The organism is Geofilum sp. OHC36d9, assembly GCF_052400685.1.
In the GTDB taxonomy this organism is placed as follows: domain Bacteria; phylum Bacteroidota; class Bacteroidia; order Bacteroidales; family Marinilabiliaceae; genus CAZHHH01.
Window position 1 is genome coordinate 157,813 of the sequence record NZ_JBQTGJ010000001.1, and the last position, 20,329, is coordinate 178,141.

Genomic DNA, 20,329 nt, shown 5'->3' on the forward strand with positions numbered 1-20,329 from the left:
TTAAAATTTTATTGTTCTTTGTTTACAGCAATACCAATAAATAGCGCTGTTAATAAGGTAAATACGTACGCCTGCAGGGCTCCCACCAAAAATTCCAGTGAATACATTACCAATGAAAGTAAGACGGTAAGAGGTGAGGCATATATAGTTTGTAATACAAATATGATCGAGGTAAGGCTTAATATAATGATATGTCCGGCTGTTATATTTGCAAAGAGTCGAATCATTAAAGCAAATGGTTTGGTAAAGATGCCAATAATCTCGATGGGAACCAGTAATACTTTGATGTATAATGGCGCGCCAGGTGCCGTAAAAATATCTTTCCAGTAATGTTTCGATCCAAATACGTTAATGGCCAGAAAGGCAAAGACTGACAAAGTGAAGGTAAATGCAATGTTGCCCGAAAGGTTCGCATTACCCGGGAAAAAAGGTATTAGTCCCAGTAAATTATTGGTCCATATAAAGAAAAACAGCGTCATCAAAAAGGGCATGAAGAAATCAGCTTTGTTCTTATCTATTTGCGATTTTACAATATCGTCACGAACAAACAGAACGATAGGTTCTAAGACTTTTTGAACCCCCTGAGGCGCAGATATGCCATCTTTCCGGTTGTAGTTTTTGGCCGCAGGAATAAATAACAGCAGGAGTATGGCTATGGATAGAAACATACTCGATACGTTTTTGGTAATTGAAATATCTAAGGGTTTTTTATTGGTGACATCACCGGCAGCATTGTATGATAAGGATCCTTCCGCGTCCGTTTGATATATTTTTTCATTAAGTAACGTATAATAACTGCCGCGTGAGTATACTATTTTTTCTGCTTTGCCGGTGTGAAATTTTGATGACAGAAATAGGTGCAACCCATGGTTATCCCATAATATTACCGGCAACGGCAGCGTTATGTCAAGTGTTTCGCCGGATGATTTTGGGAAGCTGATAATATGAAATTCGTGTGAATCGCCGATGTGATGCATGATCAGTTCGGTAATATCAAATCCTTCATCTGACGTCTGGCTTTTAGTGTCGTTGGCGTGCAAGGTGAAGCCTGCATAAAATATAAATAGTATGGTGAGCAGTCTTTTCATTCTGTGAAATTAATACGTCTAATTTAATAAAAAAACTAATCTCCTGTTTCTGCTTTAGCTTAATAAAACAGCCATTTAACTTTCCAGTGTGTGTCTGTAATAAAGAAAATAAAGTAAGAGACCATAAGACTAATGGCAGCTATACGATGATTTTTGTTCTGGGGTTCAAGAAAAAGGAATAAAAAAAGTAAAATAATTAATTGAGCCAACATTGCCATAGTGGCAAATGTAAGTCCAAACCATTGTTTTTTGTGCTTCTTTTGACGATTAAAAAGCAGAGTGCTACAAATGAATACAACACATAGCAACGACAGACAAATAAAATATTCTGTAAATACTACCCAGTTAGTTACCTGACCGATAAGAAAGCCTGCTAATAACAGGATAAGGCTTAAAATCGTTTCTTTGAGTAGTATTTGAACCATTGCTGGTGAGTAAATTAAAATCACCTGCTACCATAATTTTTTTGGAGCAGGTGATTGTTAGTGTTTGTCCGAATATTCGTATTGCAGATACGAGTGCTATGTTTTGATGCTTTTAAAATTTGAAACGGGCCATGGGAATTGTTTCACACACAGAAGTACGATTATCCCGGCGAGTTCCATATGACCTTAAAAAACAAATTCTAAACATATGAAACGAACATGAATTTTAGCATTCTAAAATACACACAGGAGAATGATTAAAATTCATCGAGAGTTCCATATGACCATTGAAAGATAAATTTAAACATATGAAATATGTGACTTTATAGTCGTAAATATCCGCTTTTACAGTACGCATAACGTCGAAGTTGAGTTTTATAGACAGATTTTTGTTATGCGATTTCGGTTTGGTATGAGGTTGATCTGGTTTTATTTTTTCACCTCAGTTAAAGGGGTTTGCATTTTCGCATCGGATCCCATTGTACAGGTGCCGGTAAAAATTGCCCCCGGTTCAATTGATAATTTTGCGGCACGGATATCACCGTTAATTTTTGAACTTGACTGCATGGAGAGAAGTTCAGAAACAACCAACTTTCCGTTTACCGAACCCGAAATAATTGCGTTTGAACAGATGATTTCGCCTTTAACAAAGCCATTAACACCTACAACAACTTTTCCTTTGGAGCTCACGTTTCCTTCTATGTTTCCATCAATTTTAAAATCGCCATTGGTTTGTATGTTACCGACGATTTTAGTTCCCGGACCAATCATATTCGGGAGTTTGCTTTCCACCTCTGTTGTTTTCATCTTTTATGTTATTTGAGCCGTTGTTTTTGTCGGCGTGTGTTTTATATAACCCCAACCGCTATGTTTGTTGTGGGTAAATACTTTTTTGGTCAACAAATGTAAAAAAAAACAGAAAGGTTCTAAATAGAAAGGTTGAAATTCTCATACTATTTAGTGCTTACATGAAAAGTTCAAAAGCTACGTGAAGCTTGTCCTCAAAAAGATCCTTTATTTATATAAATACATATTTTCCTGACTTCGCAAGCCTTGAATTTGAACTTTATAACCAAACTCCCGACGTTATGGGCAGGCACTGTTTAGTTTTTGCAATTGACCAACTGGCGTAATGTTCTTAAATGAATATTTTTAGCGTATTGTCGCATTTCTAATGCTGTTGATGTGTAAAATTTATGGTTTGAGAGAAAGGAAATCTGACTTAAGAGCCACTCGTCCTTTTTTATGTGTGGATTAAATATCTTTTGTTCGTTAAAAAGTAATTCAGAGAGATTAAAAAAGTCGGCCCGTCCGAGATGATCTAAATCAGCATCTTTAATGATGCGTTCAAGAAGAGTTGTTGGTAGATGTTGTGGGTGGGTAGCGTTAATCAGCTTATTTATGTTTTTTGTTTGTTCAGGTGAATAACCAAAATTATTCAAAACCTCGGTGGCTATAATGGTACTGTGATATTCATGGTTGTGATAATTGGTCAGGAATCCCGTATCGTGCATTAAAGCGGCTGTTTTTAATAAGAGCAGCTCCTCTTCATTTACTTTTTCATTCCGGGCCAGTATTTCAACCTGGGTTAAAACGTCAATCGTGTGTCGTGCATTGTGGTATTTGATGTTTGTTGATAATTCAACGCTAAGTCTGTTTAAAACAGCTTCTTCCAGATGAATGAAGCGAATATGTTGCAGTCGTGTAAAGAAGGTTTGTGTCGGTATCAGTCCTGAGCCGTTTAGCGATAGCTCCGGTCGTATTGCTTTCACAAAGTACATGTCAATAGCGCCTTTGTACTTTATGGGCATTTGGCCACGGTACTCGCACACGAAAAAATCTTTAATCATTTGGTATGTGGAATCAGTTATATTGATTTCACCGGCATTGCCCGACGATTCCATCCGGCTGGCCGTGTTAACGGTATCGCCCCAAATATCGAAGGTGGTTTTTTTCCGTCCTACCCTGCCGGCGATAACCGGACCGGTATGTATTCCGATTCGTACTTCCCAGAAATCTTCATGCTGACGAGCTTTTTCTTCTCTGAGTTGTTTCATGTAAGTTTGTATTTCCAATGCAGCCATTACCATTTCGATTGCATGTGAACTGTTTTTTTCCGGCAATCCCGATGCTGCCATGTAGGCATCACCTATTGTTTTTATTTTTTCAATGCCGTAATGGTCTACAATGTTGTCGAATCGGACAAAAAAATCATCGAGTTGATCAACCAGCATCTCGGGGTTTAGTCGTTCAACTATTTTTGTGAACCCTTGTATGTCGGCAAATAGAACTGTAACGCTTTTATATCTTAATGTTTTAACATGGGGTTTTTTATCTTTTTGGATATAGGCATCATTTTCCGGGCCTGTTTTTATGCGCAGCGCCAACGTTTTAATTTTCATTATTTCATTTACCCGTTTCTCAACCAACGCATCAATCCGCTTAAAGAACCATCGCCTGATTATTATACCGGTAATAACCATAAGCAGGGTTAAACCTGAAATGGTTATTGTCTTCGGAATATGTTGAATGAGTTCAGCCATCGATGTTGATTAATAAATGATCGTAAATCATTATTTAGGTACCTATTAAAATATCTCAAAAAAGATAAGGAAATTAAACTGTTTTTTAATTACATTTAAGGCCTTTAAATTATTTTTGATGTTATTTTTTTGTAAAAAAAGTTATTGTAGGTGATTAAAGTGTTAATTTCAACCTGGATTTGGTAGTTTGAATAGCAAAAGAAGATTTATTATTTCTGATAATTTGAATGATGTTTTTAAAACTCATAAATATTAACCTCAATTGATAAATATGGAAAGCCTGAACCATAGCATTGTTGTGCCCTATGATTTTACGGCAATGGCAAAGAATGCTGTAGCGCATTCTGTTATACTGGCGGCACGTTTAAAAGTGGGAGTTACCCTGTTGCATATTGCCAAGAAAAAAGATGAGATTGCTGGCAGGGAACGGGATTTGGCAGCTGAGGTGGAAAAATTATCAGCCGAAATGGGTATTAAACCTGCTTTTCTGGTTCGTAATGGTTCTATTTTTAAAACCATTAATAAAGTGGCCAATGAGTTGGAAGCCACTATTATTGTGATGGGTACCCATGGTGTAAATGGGATGCAAAAGCTAACCGGGAGTCGTGCTTTAAAAGTTATTTTGGGTTCTAAAATTCCATTTTTAGTGGTTCAGGATGCACCTAAGCCAGGTTTAAGTTATCGCAATATTGTTTTCCCGGTTGATTTTAAAACTGAGAATAAGGAGAAGTTGAAGTGGGTACAATTTATGTCGCAATATTTTAGTTCCAACACCATTTTATTTGCCGATTCAAGTAAGGATGGTGTGGTTGAGCAGCGTACGCGTGCCAATCTGCTTTTTTGTAAATCTTTTTTGGAAGAGAATAAAATTAATTATGAGTTGGTTTTGGCGGGGCATAATTTACCTTTTAGTGAGGAAACATTAAAACATGCCGTTGATAATGATGCAGATCTTATTATTATTATGACGTCTCGCGACATTGCTTTTCATGCTTATATTTTGGGTGCTCAGGAGCAGTATATGATTGCTAATTCTGCGAAAATCCCTGTTATGGTAATTAATCCCCGAACCGATCTTATGAAGTATGGTTATAACAATTTCTAAGATATTTTTCGTATTTGAATACTTTACGAAACCCTTCTTTGTTTTATACTAAAGAAGGGTTTCTTGTGTATACGAAACAAATATTTTACCTTCACTACCGGTAATTTACGTCATAAAGAAGAGGGTATTATATGGATTTAATTTTTGCTTCGCATAACAATCATAAAATAAGTGAGTTAAAGGCTATTCTGCCGGCGGGTTTTATTCTAAAAGGATTACCTGAGATGAATTATCTCGAAGAGATACCAGAAACCGGGGTTACTTTGGCTGAAAATGCGTTGATAAAGGCAAAAACTATTTTTAATCTGTTTGGGCTGAACACAATTTCCGATGACACAGGTCTCGAAATAGAAGCGCTTGATGGTGCTCCTGGAGTTTGGTCGGCTCGTTTTGCCGGTGAAGAAAGCAATTCGCAGAAGAATATGAATAAGGTGCTGACGCTTCTTAACGATCAAACCAATCGAAAAGCGCAGTTTAAGACTGTAATTGCGCTCATTATGGATGGTACTGAATATTTGTTTGAAGGTGTGGTCAAAGGTTCTATTCTGAAGTCCCCACGTGGAAATGGAGGTTTTGGTTATGATCCGATTTTTGAGCCGGAAGGATACGACTGTTCTTTTGCTGAAATGGCCCCTTCTGTAAAAAATAAAATTAGTCATCGGGGCCGCGCCGTCGAAGGCCTGCTTAATTTTTTAAAATCTGTTCAATGATGACACGTAGCTTTTTTTCACGGTTTTTTTTGATGACGACCGTGTTTTGTTCTGTTGTAGCAAACGGCCAGTCGGATGGGCTTTGGCAGTCTTATTTTTCGTACGCCAATTGTTTTGACATAGAAGAAACGGACACACAATGGATTGGGGCTACCAGTGTGGGTTTGATACGAGTAGAAAAAGCCGATTATTCGATATCAACTTATACAACTACCGATGGTTTGTCTGATTTTGGAATATCCGCTATTCTTGGTTGGGGAAATCGTTTGTTTATAGGCTATGCTGATGGTAATATTGATATCTTACAAGATGGTACAATTTTTAATATCAATGATTTGAAATTGAAAATAATGGCCGGTAGTAAGCAGATCAATCATTTTTTGGTAATAGATAATTTATTGTACTGTGCCACTGATTTTGGAATTTTGGTTTTGAATTTGGATAAATTGGAGGTTGTATCGACTTACTATATTGGTGATAATGCATCAAATTTAAAGGTTAATCAACTGGCTTCGGATGGTGAGTATCTTTATGCGGCGACATCTGCGGGAGTGCTTAGAGCCTTACTGTCAGCAACAGACATTCACGTGTATACGGCATGGAATCTCTACTCACCTGACATTACAACTTATTCTTCGGTGGCTTTGTTCGGTGAAAAAGTGATGGCTGTGAAAGGCGATACAGGTACAGGCGCAACTCTGCTTCAGCTTACCGATGCAGGTGCAACAACGGTGACTTCGATAACAGGGTTTCAATCAATGGAAACGGATGCGAATCAGCTTTGGGTTGTTGGGAAATCTGAAGTACTAAAGTTTGATGATTATTTGTCGAACATCCAGACTATTAAGAGTCCGTTGGTTAATGAAGTGTCACTTACAGCAAATTTTTCAGCTGTAGCATCGGATGGCGGCAAAGTATGGCTGTCTGATCGCAGTAATGGCATTTTATTTTGGGAAAACGATCTATGGCAACAATTTTTGCCTCAGGGGCCGGTTAGTAATTATGCCAATCAAATTGCCTTTTTTAACAACAACTTATGGGTAATACCCGGAGGAATAACTTCATCCTGGAATAATTTGTATCGTTGGGCAGCGTTGTCGGTGCTGACCTACGACGGATGGAGACAACTGACCAGAAATAACACGCCGGAATTAGATGCTTCGTTTGATATGATGTCAGTAGCATTTTCGGCTTCTGATCCCTCTAAGGTATATGCGAATTCATGGGGTAGTGGTGTTTTTGAAATAGAAATAGTGGACCATAAAGTTAGCGTTACCAATCATTTTTTCACTCCCGAAAACGGTCTTGTTAATATTACTGGCGATGCGCGTCAGTATGTAAGGGTGGCAAGTTCGGCTTTCGACGAAAACAATGTTCTTTGGATGACCAATTCAGAAGTTGAGAATCCGATTGTCGCCTATTTTCCTGAGGAAGACAAGTGGCAACGATATTCTTATGGTGCTATAAGTAAAAATCAGGGACTTATGCCTTTGATTAATACGTCGTGGGGCGATAAGTGGTTGTCTATTCGGAGAGGTACTTCTACAGGGCTTTTTGTGTGGAATGATAATGATACCCCCGAAGATCAAACCGATGATTATTATAAAAGCGCGGTGTCGCCAGAAGCTGACGATGACCCTCGCAATTTGGGACAATTTTTATTAATTGATGGTGATGGAGAGGAAGTCACCAATAATGTGTATGCCATTGCCGAGGATTTGAACCGACAAATTTGGCTGGGGACTGATAAAGGTGTGTTGGTTAATTATCAGCCTTATACGCTGCTTACGGATGACTCGGCTCCTGTTTTTTCGCGTATTAAAATAGCCCGTGACGATGGATCGGGTCGGGCTGATTATCTTCTTGGTGAAGAGTCTGTTACAAGTATTGCTGTTGATCCGGGTAATCGTAAGTGGCTGGGGACTATGGGGTCGGGCGTTTTTCTGGTCTCGGCCGATGGAAGTGAACAACTTAATGCTTTTAATACCACAAACAGTCCATTGCCTTCCGATTATATAAACGATATCACGATTGATGAGAATACCGGCGAAGTGTTTATTGCCACCGGTGCAGGTATTGTTTCTTATCAGGGGCAGGCCACCAAAGGCGAGACTACTTTTTCACAAATGTATGTATATCCCAATCCCGTTCGTCCAAATTTTGAAGGAGACATTACGATTACGGGTTTGATGACAAATACCAATGTTAAAATTACGGATACAGCGGGTCGTTTGGTGTATGAAACGACCTCAGTTGGTGGGCAGGCTTTTTGGGATGGCCGTAATTTTTGGGGCCAAAAGGTTAAAACTGGAGTTTATCTTATTTTTGTTGCGACGGCCGATGGTTCTGTCTCTGATGTGACAAAGGTGGCTGTCGTACGCTGATTTTTTTGAAATGATAATTTAGTAGTATGTTCAAGAGGTTTATTTCCATCACGGCAGTTGTTTTTCTTCTTATCATTATTATTTTGGCTTTTTTCTATTTAAGAAGAAATCAACCATATAACGCCAATGAGCCGATGAATGCAGTTACGGGTGATGCCGCACTTGTGGTGCAGGTGAATCAGCCCGCCGTGTTAATGGATTTGCTGAGTAGGCAGGTCAGTTTTGCATCTGCTTTATCTGACTTTGAGTGTTGGCAGGCTATTCAGGCTGTGGTTGCATGGACTGACTCCTCGGCTTTTATGAACCAGCCGGTAGCCAGAGATTTGCTTCAACGTCCATTTTCGTTTTCCTTGCATCCCGATACCGCAAATTCGGTTAGCTGGCTTTTGAACTTGTCGGTTAAAAATCCTTCGGAGGCGTTGCAACTGTCAAATGCTGTTGATATAGCAATGGGGCGATCGGTTTCGTTTAACGGACGGGTAGGTATTTGGCAAGCAACAGTCGATTTACCATTAAATTTATATTATTGCTTTCAGGATGGCATTTTGTCGGTCAGCCCTTCGGCTGCAATTGTTGAGAGGGTGCGCAAGGCTTCTTCTTCTGAAAGGATTGTTGCTGATGCTTCATTTGAGAGAATACGAAAAACATCACTCAATGAACAACCTGTGTCTGTTTATTTAAATTTTAGAAAGTTACCGATGGTTACCCGTCAGCTGTATTCCGGTATTTCTGAAGATCAATGGACAGCATGGGCCGAGTTGGATATGGATATTAGGAAAGCGTCTGTTTATCTGAATGGTTTTTCGTTCTCGCCTGCTGATTCACTTTTTTCTTCCTTGTTTAATGGGGTTGAACCCATGCGTTCAAATGTGGCCGATGTTATACCTTCTTCTGCAAAGATGCTTATGAGTTATAATATGTCACCCCGCTTTAAGGATAATTTGACCCGCTTTAAATCATCGGATGGTTACGGCAAGTTGGCCAATGGTTTCCGCAAGCGCCATGGCGTATCGTTTCCGCAGATGTTTTTACCGTTGATTGATCGTGAGGCAGCTCTTGCTTATGTTGCGAGTGAGCCTGCAGGTCAATATCATAAGTTGCTTGTATTTAGTACGTCTGGTCAAACCGAAGCCATGGCTGTATTGAAAAAAATGATGACTGATAACAGACGTTCTGATTCTGAAACATTTTGGATCTCATTGGACGATGATACCCGTTTCCCGGTTTATGAAATGCCTGAAGCAACCGTGATGCGTAATTATTTTCAGGTTCTTTTCCCGGAAGTGCCGTCGGTTTATTTTTCGTTTTATCAGAATTATATGGTTTTTGCCGATAGCAGTGACGCTATTCGTGAATTTTTGTATGCCAACGTATTAAAAAAGAATTTGTCCTCCCATCCTTATTATTCATCGTTTGTGGAGAATTTTGGCTTTAATGATAATTTTTTTCTGTTTGTGGAGATTCCTCATATTTTTAATCTCATAAAAGGACATTTAAATAAAAACGTTTTTCCAACCGAAAAGCAGGACAAAGCGTTAACCGGGTTTTATGGTGTTGGTCTCCAATTGTCGCAAACCACCGATTTGCTCTACACTACCATTTTTGCCAATTATGCGCCATATCGTGATAAGGAGCCGCGTACCATTTGGCAAAGCCGACTTGATACGGTCATACTGGGCAAACCGATATTGGTCGATAACCATGTTTCCGGTGAGAAGGAGGTGATGGTGCAGGATGCTAAAAATAATCTATATCTCATTAATAATATGGGGCGTATTTTATGGAAAAGGCCATTGGGCGAGTCTGTTATGAGTGAGATTTACCAGATTGATTATTATAAAAACAATAAGCTGCAATATCTTTTTAATACGGCGAGCCGTATTTATTTGCTCGACAGAAATGGAAATCATGTGGCTCGTTATCCGATTTCGTTGCCAGATAAGGCGACCAATGGTTTGTCTGTTTTTGATTATATGAATGATAAAGATTACAGGATTTTTGTCGCATTGGCCGATAATCGTATTTATTTGTATGATAAAACAGGGAACCGAAATCCTGGTTGGGATGCACCCAAGTCAGAAGGGATCGTGACTCTCCCTTTGCAACACTTTGTGAGTCAGGGACGCGACTATCTGGTGTATAGTGATCAGTTCAGAAATTATATTACCGATCGTAGGGGTAATGTGAGGGTGACACCCGATCGACCTTTTGTGCGTAATGCGACCTCGATGTTTTATCTTGAAGGAGAGGATCAAGGAAGGCCGCTTTTAACAACGACTACCAAACGCGGTGAGTTGGTGCAGGTTGCTTTGCCTTCGGGTAAAACATCGTTGACCAGTCTTCATAAAGAATTGGGCCCTCATTATTTTACCTGGTTTTCGCTCCCGAATGGACACAGCCGATATGTATTTGTTACTGAGGATAGCTTTCAGCTATTTGATGAAAAGGGGCATCTCACCGCCAGCCGTAAATTTGATGAGCCGATATTGGTAAATGTGGATTTGTATCAATTTTCATCTTCTGATATTAAATTTGGTTTGGTTGAGAAACATGATGGACATATTCATCTGTTAAATTTGGATGGGTCTGAATACGATGGCTTTCCTTTGAAGGGAATTAGCCGTTTCAGTATTGGGTTTTTAAAATCTTCTTACCGTTTTAATCTTCTCACAGGTGGGGCGAATGATTATTTGTATAATTATAGAGTTGAATAGTTTTGGTTATTAAATGTTTACATTATGAATAAGATAAAATATGGGGTTCTTGGTGTCTCTAACCATTTTTACAAACGTATTGCATTACCTCTACAGCAAACAGACAAAAGCCAACTCTACGCCATTGCTTCACGTGACAGGAATAAAGCGGCCGAGGCTGCTTCAGAGTACGCTATACCAGTGGTATGTGATGGTTACCAGCAATTGATTGACAATCCAGAAGTGGAAGCCATTTATATCCCTCTGCCAAACCATTTGCATGCCGAGTGGGCCATTAAGGCTTTGAATGCCGGTAAACCGGTTTTGTGCGAAAAACCATTGGCCATGAATGCTGCGGAAGCCGAAAAGGTTGTGCAACTGTCAGAGACGTTGGGGGTGCCACTGATGGAAGGTTTTATGTATCGTTTTCATCCATTATGGCAACATATCCGGGATATTATCCGATCACGCCAAATTGGCGATGTCAATGCGGTTCATACTACTTTTACATATAATAACCCTTCGCCAACTAACATAAGGAATATAAAGGCTTTTGGAGGTGGTGCTTTGATGGATATTGGCTGTTATGCCATTTCAGTGGCCCGGTTTGTATTTGGAAGGGAGCCCGGTAATGTTTTGGCTACAATGGATAATCATCCTGAATTTGGTACTGACAGAAGTACTTCAGCCTTACTTCAGTTTGGAAACGCCACCGCTACATTTTTTGTATCAACCACTTCCGAGCCGTTTCAAAAAGTTGATATCATTGGAACAGCTGGAACCATTACTGTGCATGTTCCTTTTAATACTTATGTGGACACGCCGTCGACTATTACGGTGAGTACAGGGCAGGGATCACGTGAGGTTCAGTTCCCGGTTTGTGATCCTTATGGAATTATGTTTGACGCTTTTTCGCAGTCGCTTTTGCAGAAGCAACCGGTGCCCACGCCATTGGAAGATGCCGTGAATAATATGAAGGTAATTGATGCGGTGCGTCAATCAGCCCTTTCAGGTCAGTGGGCGAAATTGTAAAGTATCGTTTAATTTTTAAGAAATAACGCTTACAGGTATTGAGCTGTCATCAGGCTGCCTACTTGTGAGCGTTTGTTTTTTGTGCCCGGTTACTCCCATTCCAGATCCACTAAGTAACCGGTATGGCGGCGTATGTTAATAACGCGTTCATCGTCGAGCAGTAAATATTGCCCTTTAATACCTTTCAACACGCCCGAGATGGAGGCTTCTTTATCCAGATTGGTGTTTTTGGGATGTGTGGGATAATGCAGAACCGGGTAATTAAAGCGATAAATCTGGTCGTCGCTGCAGATGAGATTTTCCATTTCCGGATTTAATAGTGTTAGTGCTTTTTGCCGAAATATTTGCATATCAAGTGTGGCATCCACTTCGTTAGTCACCATTTTTTTCCAGCTTGTTTTATCGGTAAAATGTTGCCCCAGATGCATCTCTATAAGGCCGGCCATGCGACGGTTGGGGGTCATGCATAATTTGATGGCGGCCGTTGCTCCCTGATCAACCCATCGGGTTGGAATTTGCGACTCACGGGTCACCCCAACCTTAATATCGCCGGTATTGGCAAGGTACACGAAGTGCGGTTTCAGACAATGTTCACGGGCATAAGTCATGTCGCGGGCTATACCCAAATGAGCCTTGCACAGGGCGGGACGAAGCACACATTCTTCGGCCTGGGGAACCGTTTGCATGCAGTTAAAGCAATAGCCCTGGGCATACGATTTTTTGGTAACTTTACCACATGCAACGCAATGGATGATGCCGCTATAACGCAGTGTAATAGTTTTGTTCATCAAATTGTTCATAGTTATTTCTTCGCCATCAAGCGACAGGTAATAATTGACCTGCTGATTGCTGGTGACTTCGCTACGCATTTTTTGCAGATGACCTTTGACTTGCATTTTTTTATGTGTTTTTATGCATCCGTTAGGGAGTTGAGATGCGTTTTAACCGTATTTCTGTAAACCAACGCTATTTTTCCTTGGCATCTACAATGCGAAATAATTTGTCGTTACGACGAATTTTTTCATTAACTGGCATTGAGAAACGATCACCTTTTGTTACTTCATCAACAGGCTTTAAGTCCACGCGCAGTTCGGGTACCGTCATTTCAACAACCCCTGTGGTTGGCCCGGTTATGAGAATCTGGTCACCGACTTTAAGATGTTGGGTTTCCAGCAGAAATTCGGCCACGCCAATTTTCGGGAAATAATTGCTGCCTTTACCGATGTAAATTTTTCGTTTGGAGGCCTGCGATCCATAGTTATGACTCCATTCACCCAGCCGTTGTCCCAGGTAGTAACCATTCCAGAAGCCACGGTTAAAGACTGATGAAAGTGCCTGATCCCATTTATTTATGGCTTCCTCATTATAGGAACCATTGAGATACGCATGTATGGCTTCATCGTAACTACGACAGACCGTTTTAACGTATTCGGCACCACGTGCACGTCCTTCAATTTTAAAGACACGAACACCGGAATCTATCATTTTATTCAGAAAATGAATGGTCTTCAGGTCTTTGGGCGACATGATGTATTGATTATCTATCGCCAGTTCGTCGCCGGTTTCTTTTTCTGTTACCACGTAGCCGCGCCGGCATGGTTGCAGACAAGCACCACGGTTTGCCGAAGCATTCATTTGATGCAGGCTTAAGTAACATTTTCCGGATACGGCCATACACAATGCGCCATGGGCAAACATTTCGATACGCATCAATTGGCCTCCCGGGCCGCGTACATCGTCCTGTATAATGGCATCATGAATAGCTTTTACCTGATCCATGTTTAATTCGCGGGCCAACACAACCACGTCGGCAAACTGGCTGTAAAATTTAACTGCTTCTATATTTGATATATTCGATTGGGTGGAGATATGTACCTCCATACCTTTGCGGCGTGCGTATTGAATAGCGGCTATATCGCTGGCAATGATGGCTGAGATGTTACTTTCAACGGCAACATCCACCATGTGGTGCATTTCTGCCAAATCCTGATCGTAAAGGGTGATGTTAAGTGTCAGGTATGATTTTAAACCATTTTCAGCACATATTTTGGCAATTTGTTTTAAATCATCGGGTGCGAAATTGGCCGATGACCGTGATCGCATATTTAAATTGCCGGCACCGAAGTAGACCGCATCGGCTCCTCCCTGAATAGCTGCCCTGAGTGACTCATACGAGCCTGCCGGTGCCATTATTTCAAAATCTTTTCTGGTCATGATGTCTGCCTGTTTTTTCTGGAATTAAACCAATCTGTTTTTGAGGCTCTAAAAAAAAATGGTTTGCTATGTTAAATAATTGAATTGTAATAGATTATCGCTTTAAATGGTCGGCTGAGAGCACTTGCAAATAGGCTTTGCCCCGCAGGCTGTCTATCTGACTGACGGAGCCAGTTTGCATCACATATTTTTTTGCTGTATTGTCATACACCTGGTAAGAAGTCGGTGTAACATAGCCAAAAGCGTCGGGATAAGTGAAAAATGCGTATTCGTGGGTGCCTGTTGATAGAATGTTTTTACTAAATCTGAATTCAGAAGCATCAATATTTAATTGCCCCAGCAAAGTGGCAACCATGTCTTTTTGACTGCCCAGTTTGGTGATGGTAGTGTCGGTGACGGCCAATGCTCCTCCGGTCCATATCATTGGTATATGGTAACGCTCGGGCATTTGCGAAGTGGCTTTCCGGGGCCCGGGTGTTCCGTGATCGGCAATGAGAATGAATAGCGTATTATCCCATAGACCGTTGTCTTTGACCTGCTTGATGAATTGGCCTAAGCACCTGTCGGTATAATGAATGGAGTTTAGATAAGGATCTCGATAGACGGTTTCCATCGGAACATCAAACGGTTCGTGGCTGCTCAACGTGAAAAAGAATTTAAAGAATGGCTGGTCCGATTGATCGTTTTTCATATCCTTTGCCAGGCGGCTGAAGGTGAACTCATCGTGAACGCCCCATTTTTTGCCTCTGGTTGAAGATGGGAAATCATCGATGGTTATCACTTTGGGAAAGCCAGACAATGTTACAAATGAATTCATGCCTTTGAAACCGATGTCGCCGCCGTACATATACGAGAGATGACCGTAACCGGCCTGTTTCATTTTTTGGGGCAAAAAAGACAAAGATTGCGATTTGGCCGGATACTGAATGATTGAATACGCAGGCATAACCTGATAGCCGGCCAGCGTAGCTACAATTCCTTTGTCGGAGCGGTCGCTGGCGGCATAGATATTTGAGAAAAGTATGCCTTGATGTGCCAGTGAATCCAGATTGGGTGTTACCTGTTCGCCGCCCAGGCATCCAACAACCTGAGCCGAAAAGCTTTCCATAAGAATAATGACCACATTTGGACGGTCGGTTTTCAATATTTTAATGATCGAATCGTTGTCAACAGTGCGTAATTCATTATAAATGGCAAGTGCTTTGTCTTCGTCCATGAATTTGTAATGGCGGGTACGCGCATCCATGCGTTTGAAACTGTAAAAAAGATTCCACAGCGGGTTAACGGCTGCATGGTTGGCGTAGTTGTATGACGAAAAATAGGCGATGCCGGTATTAATAGGTGCCACCCCGAAACCGCCTCTGATAGGTATAATCATTACCGCTGCGGTGAACAGCGTAAGAAATGCAGCTATGGCGGTATTCAGTGGAGCCATGCTTTGTGATGATTTGAAGTGTTTTGTCCATCGGCTGTATAAATAAATGGCGGCCCACGCAAATCCGCCCCAAATAACCATAAACAAGATACTCTCGTACCATTTCACGGAGGCTAATATGACCCACGGGGTTTTCAGAAAGCTAAAACCTTCGGCATCTAACAGTCGTCCCCAGTAAGCATATAAGTTAATATTGCCCAGTAGCAAAGCAGTGAAAATGGTGATGAGGATGAGGTTGGTGACGTGAAGTGCCTTATATGAAAACCGACGACTAATACTTACCGTGACAGTTTGAATAACACTTAGCAGGAGTATTAAGTAGCTGGTCATTGATAGGTCGAGATGCAGCCCGGTGAGGAATGATTTTGCCAGAATACCCAAAGGCGTTCCACCGGAATAGGATATATTGAACAGGATAAAAACGCCCCGGTAAAAGGCAAATAGTAACAACCAGAAAATGGCGGTTTTAAGAAGATATTTAAGAAATTTTATCATTGCGTTATTTTTAGCGCACAAAGTTAAGGTTTTTATCTGTTTTGGGTTACCCTTGTTATTTTTATGCTGAGACTCTTGTAAATATAGGTTGATGTTCGAAACTTGTTTAGTAGCTGATGTGTTGTGAGTTTCGATTCATTTGATTGCCATTTTTTAAGGTTAGTAAGCTTCAAAAATGAAGTATTCTTATCTGTCGCAGTAGTTTTTTCCAAGCTCTATATCGTGGGCTTTTAAGTTTTATTTCACATTAATTTCACGATTAGCTGTTTGCGCTATACCTCTCAGAGGTATGTAATATTTTTTGACCTATATCCACTGCTATCTAATTTGTCTTTTTTTTTTCTTGTAGGGGCTCCCTTTTAAGGAAACTGTTTTGAAGGAGACGTGGCGATTTTTTCCTCGTAAGCAGTAACAATTTTTTAATTAGTAACAGCAAAAAAGCACAAGTGTTTGATAAGAAAAGTCCAAATTCAAGGCTTGCGAAGTCATAAAAATCAAGGCGTTTACTTTTCGTAAATGACTGTTTTTATGACAAGCATAACGCAGAAGTTGACTTTATAGACAAACACTAATTACACGAATGGGGATTTGTGAAGTGTATAAAAATGGCATAATGGAGGAGAAATTAGTTTATTTTTTTTGTGAGGCGAAAAGATCGGTAAAATTAGATAATTTTAAAGATGTTAAAGGAGTTGAGGGTTACCTGGATGTTCAGTTTAAGAAAATATTTTTTTAGAGAAGTTTAAAATTCTAAATTAAATATTCGAAAATGGAATATCGAAATTTTGTGCGAGGTTAACTTAGTTGTTATACAGGTAATCAAAAAATGGGCTCGCAGTTGTTACCTGGAGTCTGTCCGCAGAGTCGTGTGTTTGAATTCAAGTCTTGCGTCGCTTCAAAAATGTAAGTTTAACGGTGTAAATGACCTGATGAGAGCTAGCCTAATGCAGAAGTTGGCCTTTATACTCCCTCAATACGTGGCCTTTATCCCTGTGATAGCCATTTAATTAATGGGGTAAGTAGCAGAAAGTAACCTGTTTAAAGAAATGTTGTCTGATCTGGAGGCTGCTTATATTAAAAGAGTCACATAAGAGAAAGATACTAGTTATAATTTTATTCGTTTAAGCTATGAAAAATTTAACCCTTTTTATCCTTTTTGCCTTTGCTTGCAGCTTTATCAGGGGACAGGAGGTTCATAAAAACAGAGTTGTTATATTAACCGATATTGAAGCCGATCCGGATGATACACAGTCGTTGGTACGTTTGTTTTTATATTCGAATCAAATCGACATCAAAGGTATTGTTGCGACCACTTCCTGTTGGCACACTTCCGTTGTAAATCCTGAATCAATTGAAAAAGTAATTGAGGCATACGGCAAAGTACAGCCTAATCTTTTAAAACATGAGCCGGGTTTTCCTGATGCAAAAACGTTATCGATGCTCGTTAAGTCGGGATTGCCCAAATATGGCATGACAGGCGTTGGGGAAGGCATGGATTCTGAAGGGTCTGATTGGATTATAGATATTCTGGAAGAAGATGATGAACGTCCCTTGTGGATTTCTGCCTGGGGTGGTGTGAATACGTTGGCTCAGGCATTGTTTACGATTGAAAAAACAAAAAGTAAAAAGGAAGCAAAAAGGTTAATATCAAAACTTAGAGTCTATACCATATCTGATCAGGATGACAGTGGCATTTGGATTAGAGCTAATTTCCCCGATTTGTTCTACATCGTTAGTCCGGGCGATGATTATGCCAGCGCAACCTGGACAGCAATAAACAGTTATGTAAAAGGTATTGATAATGCAACTATTAGTAACAGGTGGATTGCTGAGAATATTCAACAGAATCATGGTCCACTGGGCGCTATTTATCCCGATGTGGCCTGGGGGATGGAAGGTGATACGCCTTCATTTTTAGGACTCATTGCCAATGGCCTTAATGATGCCGGGCATCCTGATTGGGGTGGTTGGGGTGGTCGTTACGAATTGTATATCCCCGATTTCTCAAAAACTAAAGACGGCGGTTCAATCGTTACCATTGCGCCTGAAAAAAGAGCAATCTGGACAAATGCAATTGATAGTTACTCTCCTTATATAGCAGGTGAATATGGGCGTTCGGTGAAACGTGATACGGTTTCATTTGTAAATGATAAAGTTACGTTATGGCGATGGAGAGATGATTTTCAGAATGATTTTGCAGCACGTATGTATTGGTGTATTCGGTCGTACGACGAAGCAAATCATCCTCCTGTTCCTGTGTTAAGTCATCCGGATCAAATAACGGTTAAATCAGGTGAGAATTTTTCTTTAGATGCGTTTGAGACGACCGACCCCGACGGCGATAGTTTCAGCTTTCTTTGGTTTAACTATCCTGAAGCGGGTACTTATAAGAAAATGATAAAGGTGAATGGTGCAGAAAATGTGCATTCAGTGAATTTCACGGCTCCGGTTGTAACTAAAACTGAAACAGCTCATTTTATATTGCGTGTCACCGACAAAGGAGAACCACAATTGTCACGTTATAAGCGGGTAATTGTTACAATCATTCCAAATTAAAGTCATCTTTTTTATATGTCGTAAATGATTGGTGACCATTTAAAATTCGGAGAATAGCATGTCCCTATTTTCCTGGTAGATCATTTTAACATTGTCAAAAACAACATTTTGACCTTCCAGTATTTCCATATTTTGGTTTTTGCTTCTGATTGTTGAATTTCGAATTACGAAGTCTTTGACATCTCTTAGTATAATCGATTCATTGCAGGTAATATCCATATTTTCCATCACAACATTTGTTAGAGGACTTTCAGGAATACATTTAGCTACAATAAAATTATTGTTGGTTTTAATTGTTACATCCCGGATGAAAATATTGCGAACAATGGGCGTCAGCTCATTAATTGGCAGTTTGGGTAGCCGGTTTGCAAGTTCACCCACATAATAAGGGCTGCCAAGAAGGTCCCATTCCAAAGCATGCTTGTTAATATTCATTACTACTCGTTCGTAATAGAGGTTCTCGACGCCACCACCACGCGGGCGCCTTGTTTTGAATCGAAAACCTCTGTCTGTTCCGTCAAAAATGCAATCATGCAGATATATGTTGCGTATCCATCCGGCGGTTTCGCTACCTGTGGTGATGGCACCGTGACCTGCTTCCGAAAGGCAATATCTTACAACGACATTTTCAGTAGGGCGGTTCACCCGTATACCGTCTTTGTCGCGCCCTGATTTCATTGTAAAACAATCGTCACCATTGTTCAGCGTTGAATATTCTATCAAAACATTGCGTGATGACTCGATGTCGATGCCGTCGCCTGTTGGTATTCCTACGGAGTTGACGGTAATGCCACGTATTATTACGCCATCGCAATATATGGGCGTTACATTCCAGGTGACGCTGCGTTCGATGGTGATTTCTTCAATAAGTATATTTGTGCATTCAACTAAACAAACAGCTTTGGGTTTGTAAAAATAGCGACCATTGTGTCCGTCGTATAGTCTGCTTTCTACCGGACTGTTTTGATCAATGGCAATTTCTACGACTCCGGGCGCATTTTCGGCAGTACGAACCGGTGTGTTCATTTCAGGGCCCACAATTTTACCTTTGCCTGTTAAAGCTATATTGTTTGCATTATGGGCATAGATGAAGCCGCCACTCGACATCACTTCTATTCCTTCAACACGGGTGAACACGGCAGGCAGAAAATCTTCTATTTCACCACCTATATGAAGTTCAGCACCTTCCTGAAGATGCAGATTTACATTGCTTTTGAGTATGATACGTCCTGTATTCCATATTCCGGGAGGGACAATTACCGTTCCGCCGCCGCGTTTACTGACTTTGTCAATGGCGTTTTGAATGTTTTTTGTGACTTTTTTAACAGGTTTTGCACCCATGCTGGTTATATTAAGCGTGTAGGACGGAAACTGTGGTTTTTTAAGTTGCGGTATGTCGAATGGCGCAGTGATGGGCGCTATTTCTCCAGGCATGGCTTTGGCGCCGACCTGGCTTTTGTTTAAAAATGGGGCATCTGACCGGGGGGTATTGAATTGTGCCTGACAGGTTAATGCGATAATTGAAAACAGATAGATTATGCTAATCCTTTTCATTTGAGATGGTTTTAAGTGGTTCCTAATTCGGTCAAATTTAATATTTTATTCCAAAGTAGTATGAGGTTACTATCTCAAGGTGTATGAGGTTACTG

The 20,329-nt window shown here is 40.5% G+C and carries 14 protein-coding genes; 6 read left to right on the forward strand and 8 right to left on the reverse strand.

All coding sequences use genetic code 11. The features are described from left to right. Positions 1-8: 8 nt before the first annotated feature. From atpB to ACT3CD_RS00580, 4 genes are all read right to left on the reverse strand, one after another. Positions 9-1,088, reverse strand: a complete 1,080-nt coding sequence (gene atpB, locus ACT3CD_RS00565; RefSeq protein ID WP_444641915.1) for a F0F1 ATP synthase subunit A — start codon at positions 1,086-1,088, stop codon at positions 9-11. Between the two features lie 59 nt (positions 1,089-1,147). Then, a complete protein-coding gene (locus ACT3CD_RS00570; protein ID WP_444641916.1) occupies positions 1,148-1,537 on the reverse strand; it encodes a hypothetical protein in 390 nt (129 codons plus the stop codon). A 405-nt stretch (positions 1,538-1,942) separates the two neighbouring features. Beyond that, positions 1,943-2,320 carry a bactofilin family protein gene (locus ACT3CD_RS00575; RefSeq protein ID WP_444641918.1) on the reverse strand — a complete coding sequence of 126 codons (378 nt, stop codon included), beginning with the start codon at positions 2,318-2,320 and terminating at the stop codon, positions 1,943-1,945. A gap of 296 nt (positions 2,321-2,616) precedes the next feature. After that, positions 2,617-4,056, reverse strand: coding sequence for an adenylate/guanylate cyclase domain-containing protein (locus ACT3CD_RS00580; RefSeq protein WP_444641919.1), 1,440 nt, complete (start codon positions 4,054-4,056; stop codon positions 2,617-2,619). A 271-nt stretch (positions 4,057-4,327) separates the two neighbouring features. Here ACT3CD_RS00580 and ACT3CD_RS00585 point away from each other — a divergent pair, with 271 nt between their 5' ends. The 5 genes from ACT3CD_RS00585 to ACT3CD_RS00605 all read left to right on the forward strand — a co-directional run bounded on the left by ACT3CD_RS00585 (position 4,328) and on the right by ACT3CD_RS00605 (position 11,980). Further along, the gene (locus ACT3CD_RS00585; RefSeq protein ID WP_444641921.1) at positions 4,328-5,161 is read left to right on the forward strand and encodes a universal stress protein; all 834 of its coding nucleotides are present in this window, start codon (positions 4,328-4,330) and stop codon (positions 5,159-5,161) included. A 131-nt stretch (positions 5,162-5,292) separates the two neighbouring features. Further along, a complete protein-coding gene (gene rdgB, locus ACT3CD_RS00590; protein ID WP_444641923.1) occupies positions 5,293-5,871 on the forward strand; it encodes an RdgB/HAM1 family non-canonical purine NTP pyrophosphatase in 579 nt (192 codons plus the stop codon). Continuing rightward, on the forward strand, positions 5,868-8,255 hold the full coding sequence (gene porZ, locus ACT3CD_RS00595; protein WP_444641925.1) for a type IX secretion system anionic LPS delivery protein PorZ: 2,388 nt from the start codon (positions 5,868-5,870) through the stop codon (positions 8,253-8,255). Before rdgB ends, porZ begins: the two co-directional genes overlap by 4 nt. A 26-nt stretch (positions 8,256-8,281) precedes the next feature. Then, positions 8,282-10,969 carry a DUF3352 domain-containing protein gene (locus ACT3CD_RS00600; protein WP_444641927.1) on the forward strand — a complete coding sequence of 896 codons (2,688 nt, stop codon included), beginning with the start codon at positions 8,282-8,284 and terminating at the stop codon, positions 10,967-10,969. Positions 10,970-10,993: 24 nt separating this feature from the next. Further along, positions 10,994-11,980, forward strand: a complete 987-nt coding sequence (locus tag ACT3CD_RS00605) for a Gfo/Idh/MocA family protein (RefSeq protein WP_444641929.1) — start codon at positions 10,994-10,996, stop codon at positions 11,978-11,980. 89 nt (positions 11,981-12,069) lie between these two features. Here the strand turns inward: ACT3CD_RS00605 and ACT3CD_RS00610 are convergent, their stop codons facing one another. The 3 genes from ACT3CD_RS00610 to ACT3CD_RS00620 all read right to left on the reverse strand — a co-directional run bounded on the left by ACT3CD_RS00610 (position 12,070) and on the right by ACT3CD_RS00620 (position 16,124). Then, the gene (locus ACT3CD_RS00610; RefSeq protein WP_444641931.1) at positions 12,070-12,876 is read right to left on the reverse strand and encodes a DUF2797 domain-containing protein; all 807 of its coding nucleotides are present in this window, start codon (positions 12,874-12,876) and stop codon (positions 12,070-12,072) included. Positions 12,877-12,946: 70 nt separating this feature from the next. Further along, positions 12,947-14,194 (reverse strand): peptidase U32 family protein, encoded by a 1,248-nt coding sequence (locus ACT3CD_RS00615; protein ID WP_444641933.1) that lies wholly within the window; start codon positions 14,192-14,194, stop codon positions 12,947-12,949. 94 nt (positions 14,195-14,288) lie between these two features. Continuing rightward, positions 14,289-16,124: an LTA synthase family protein gene (locus tag ACT3CD_RS00620; RefSeq protein WP_444641935.1), complete on the reverse strand. Its 1,836-nt coding sequence runs from the start codon at positions 16,122-16,124 to the stop codon at positions 14,289-14,291. Positions 16,125-17,252: 1,128 nt separating this feature from the next. Between ACT3CD_RS00620 and ACT3CD_RS00625 the strand changes: the two genes are divergently transcribed. Continuing rightward, positions 17,253-18,680 carry a nucleoside hydrolase-like domain-containing protein gene (locus ACT3CD_RS00625; RefSeq protein WP_444641937.1) on the forward strand — a complete coding sequence of 476 codons (1,428 nt, stop codon included), beginning with the start codon at positions 17,253-17,255 and terminating at the stop codon, positions 18,678-18,680. 39 nt (positions 18,681-18,719) lie between these two features. On the opposite strand, the gene ACT3CD_RS00630 is transcribed toward ACT3CD_RS00625, so the two are convergent. Then, positions 18,720-20,234, reverse strand: coding sequence for a glycoside hydrolase family 28 protein (locus ACT3CD_RS00630; protein ID WP_444641939.1), 1,515 nt, complete (start codon positions 20,232-20,234; stop codon positions 18,720-18,722). Positions 20,235-20,329: the final 95 nt, after the last annotated feature.

Excerpts from the sequence above, each read along its gene's own strand:
- atpB (WP_444641915.1), bottom strand. The coding sequence starts at position 1,088 with ATGAAAAGACTGCTCACCATACTATTTATATTTTATGCAGGCTTCACC.
- ACT3CD_RS00575 (WP_444641918.1), bottom strand. The coding sequence starts at position 2,320 with ATGAAAACAACAGAGGTGGAAAGCAAACTCCCGAATATGATTGGTCCG.
- ACT3CD_RS00580 (WP_444641919.1), bottom strand. The coding sequence starts at position 4,056 with ATGGCTGAACTCATTCAACATATTCCGAAGACAATAACCATTTCAGGT.
- ACT3CD_RS00585 (WP_444641921.1), top strand. The coding sequence starts at position 4,328 with ATGGAAAGCCTGAACCATAGCATTGTTGTGCCCTATGATTTTACGGCA.
- rdgB (WP_444641923.1), top strand. The coding sequence starts at position 5,293 with ATGGATTTAATTTTTGCTTCGCATAACAATCATAAAATAAGTGAGTTA.
- porZ (WP_444641925.1), top strand. The coding sequence starts at position 5,868 with ATGATGACACGTAGCTTTTTTTCACGGTTTTTTTTGATGACGACCGTG.
- ACT3CD_RS00600 (WP_444641927.1), top strand. The coding sequence starts at position 8,282 with ATGTTCAAGAGGTTTATTTCCATCACGGCAGTTGTTTTTCTTCTTATC.
- ACT3CD_RS00605 (WP_444641929.1), top strand. The coding sequence starts at position 10,994 with ATGAATAAGATAAAATATGGGGTTCTTGGTGTCTCTAACCATTTTTAC.
- ACT3CD_RS00610 (WP_444641931.1), bottom strand. The coding sequence starts at position 12,876 with ATGCAAGTCAAAGGTCATCTGCAAAAAATGCGTAGCGAAGTCACCAGC.
- ACT3CD_RS00615 (WP_444641933.1), bottom strand. The coding sequence starts at position 14,194 with ATGACCAGAAAAGATTTTGAAATAATGGCACCGGCAGGCTCGTATGAG.
- ACT3CD_RS00620 (WP_444641935.1), bottom strand. The coding sequence starts at position 16,124 with ATGATAAAATTTCTTAAATATCTTCTTAAAACCGCCATTTTCTGGTTG.
- ACT3CD_RS00625 (WP_444641937.1), top strand. The coding sequence starts at position 17,253 with ATGAAAAATTTAACCCTTTTTATCCTTTTTGCCTTTGCTTGCAGCTTT.
- ACT3CD_RS00630 (WP_444641939.1), bottom strand. The coding sequence starts at position 20,234 with ATGAAAAGGATTAGCATAATCTATCTGTTTTCAATTATCGCATTAACC.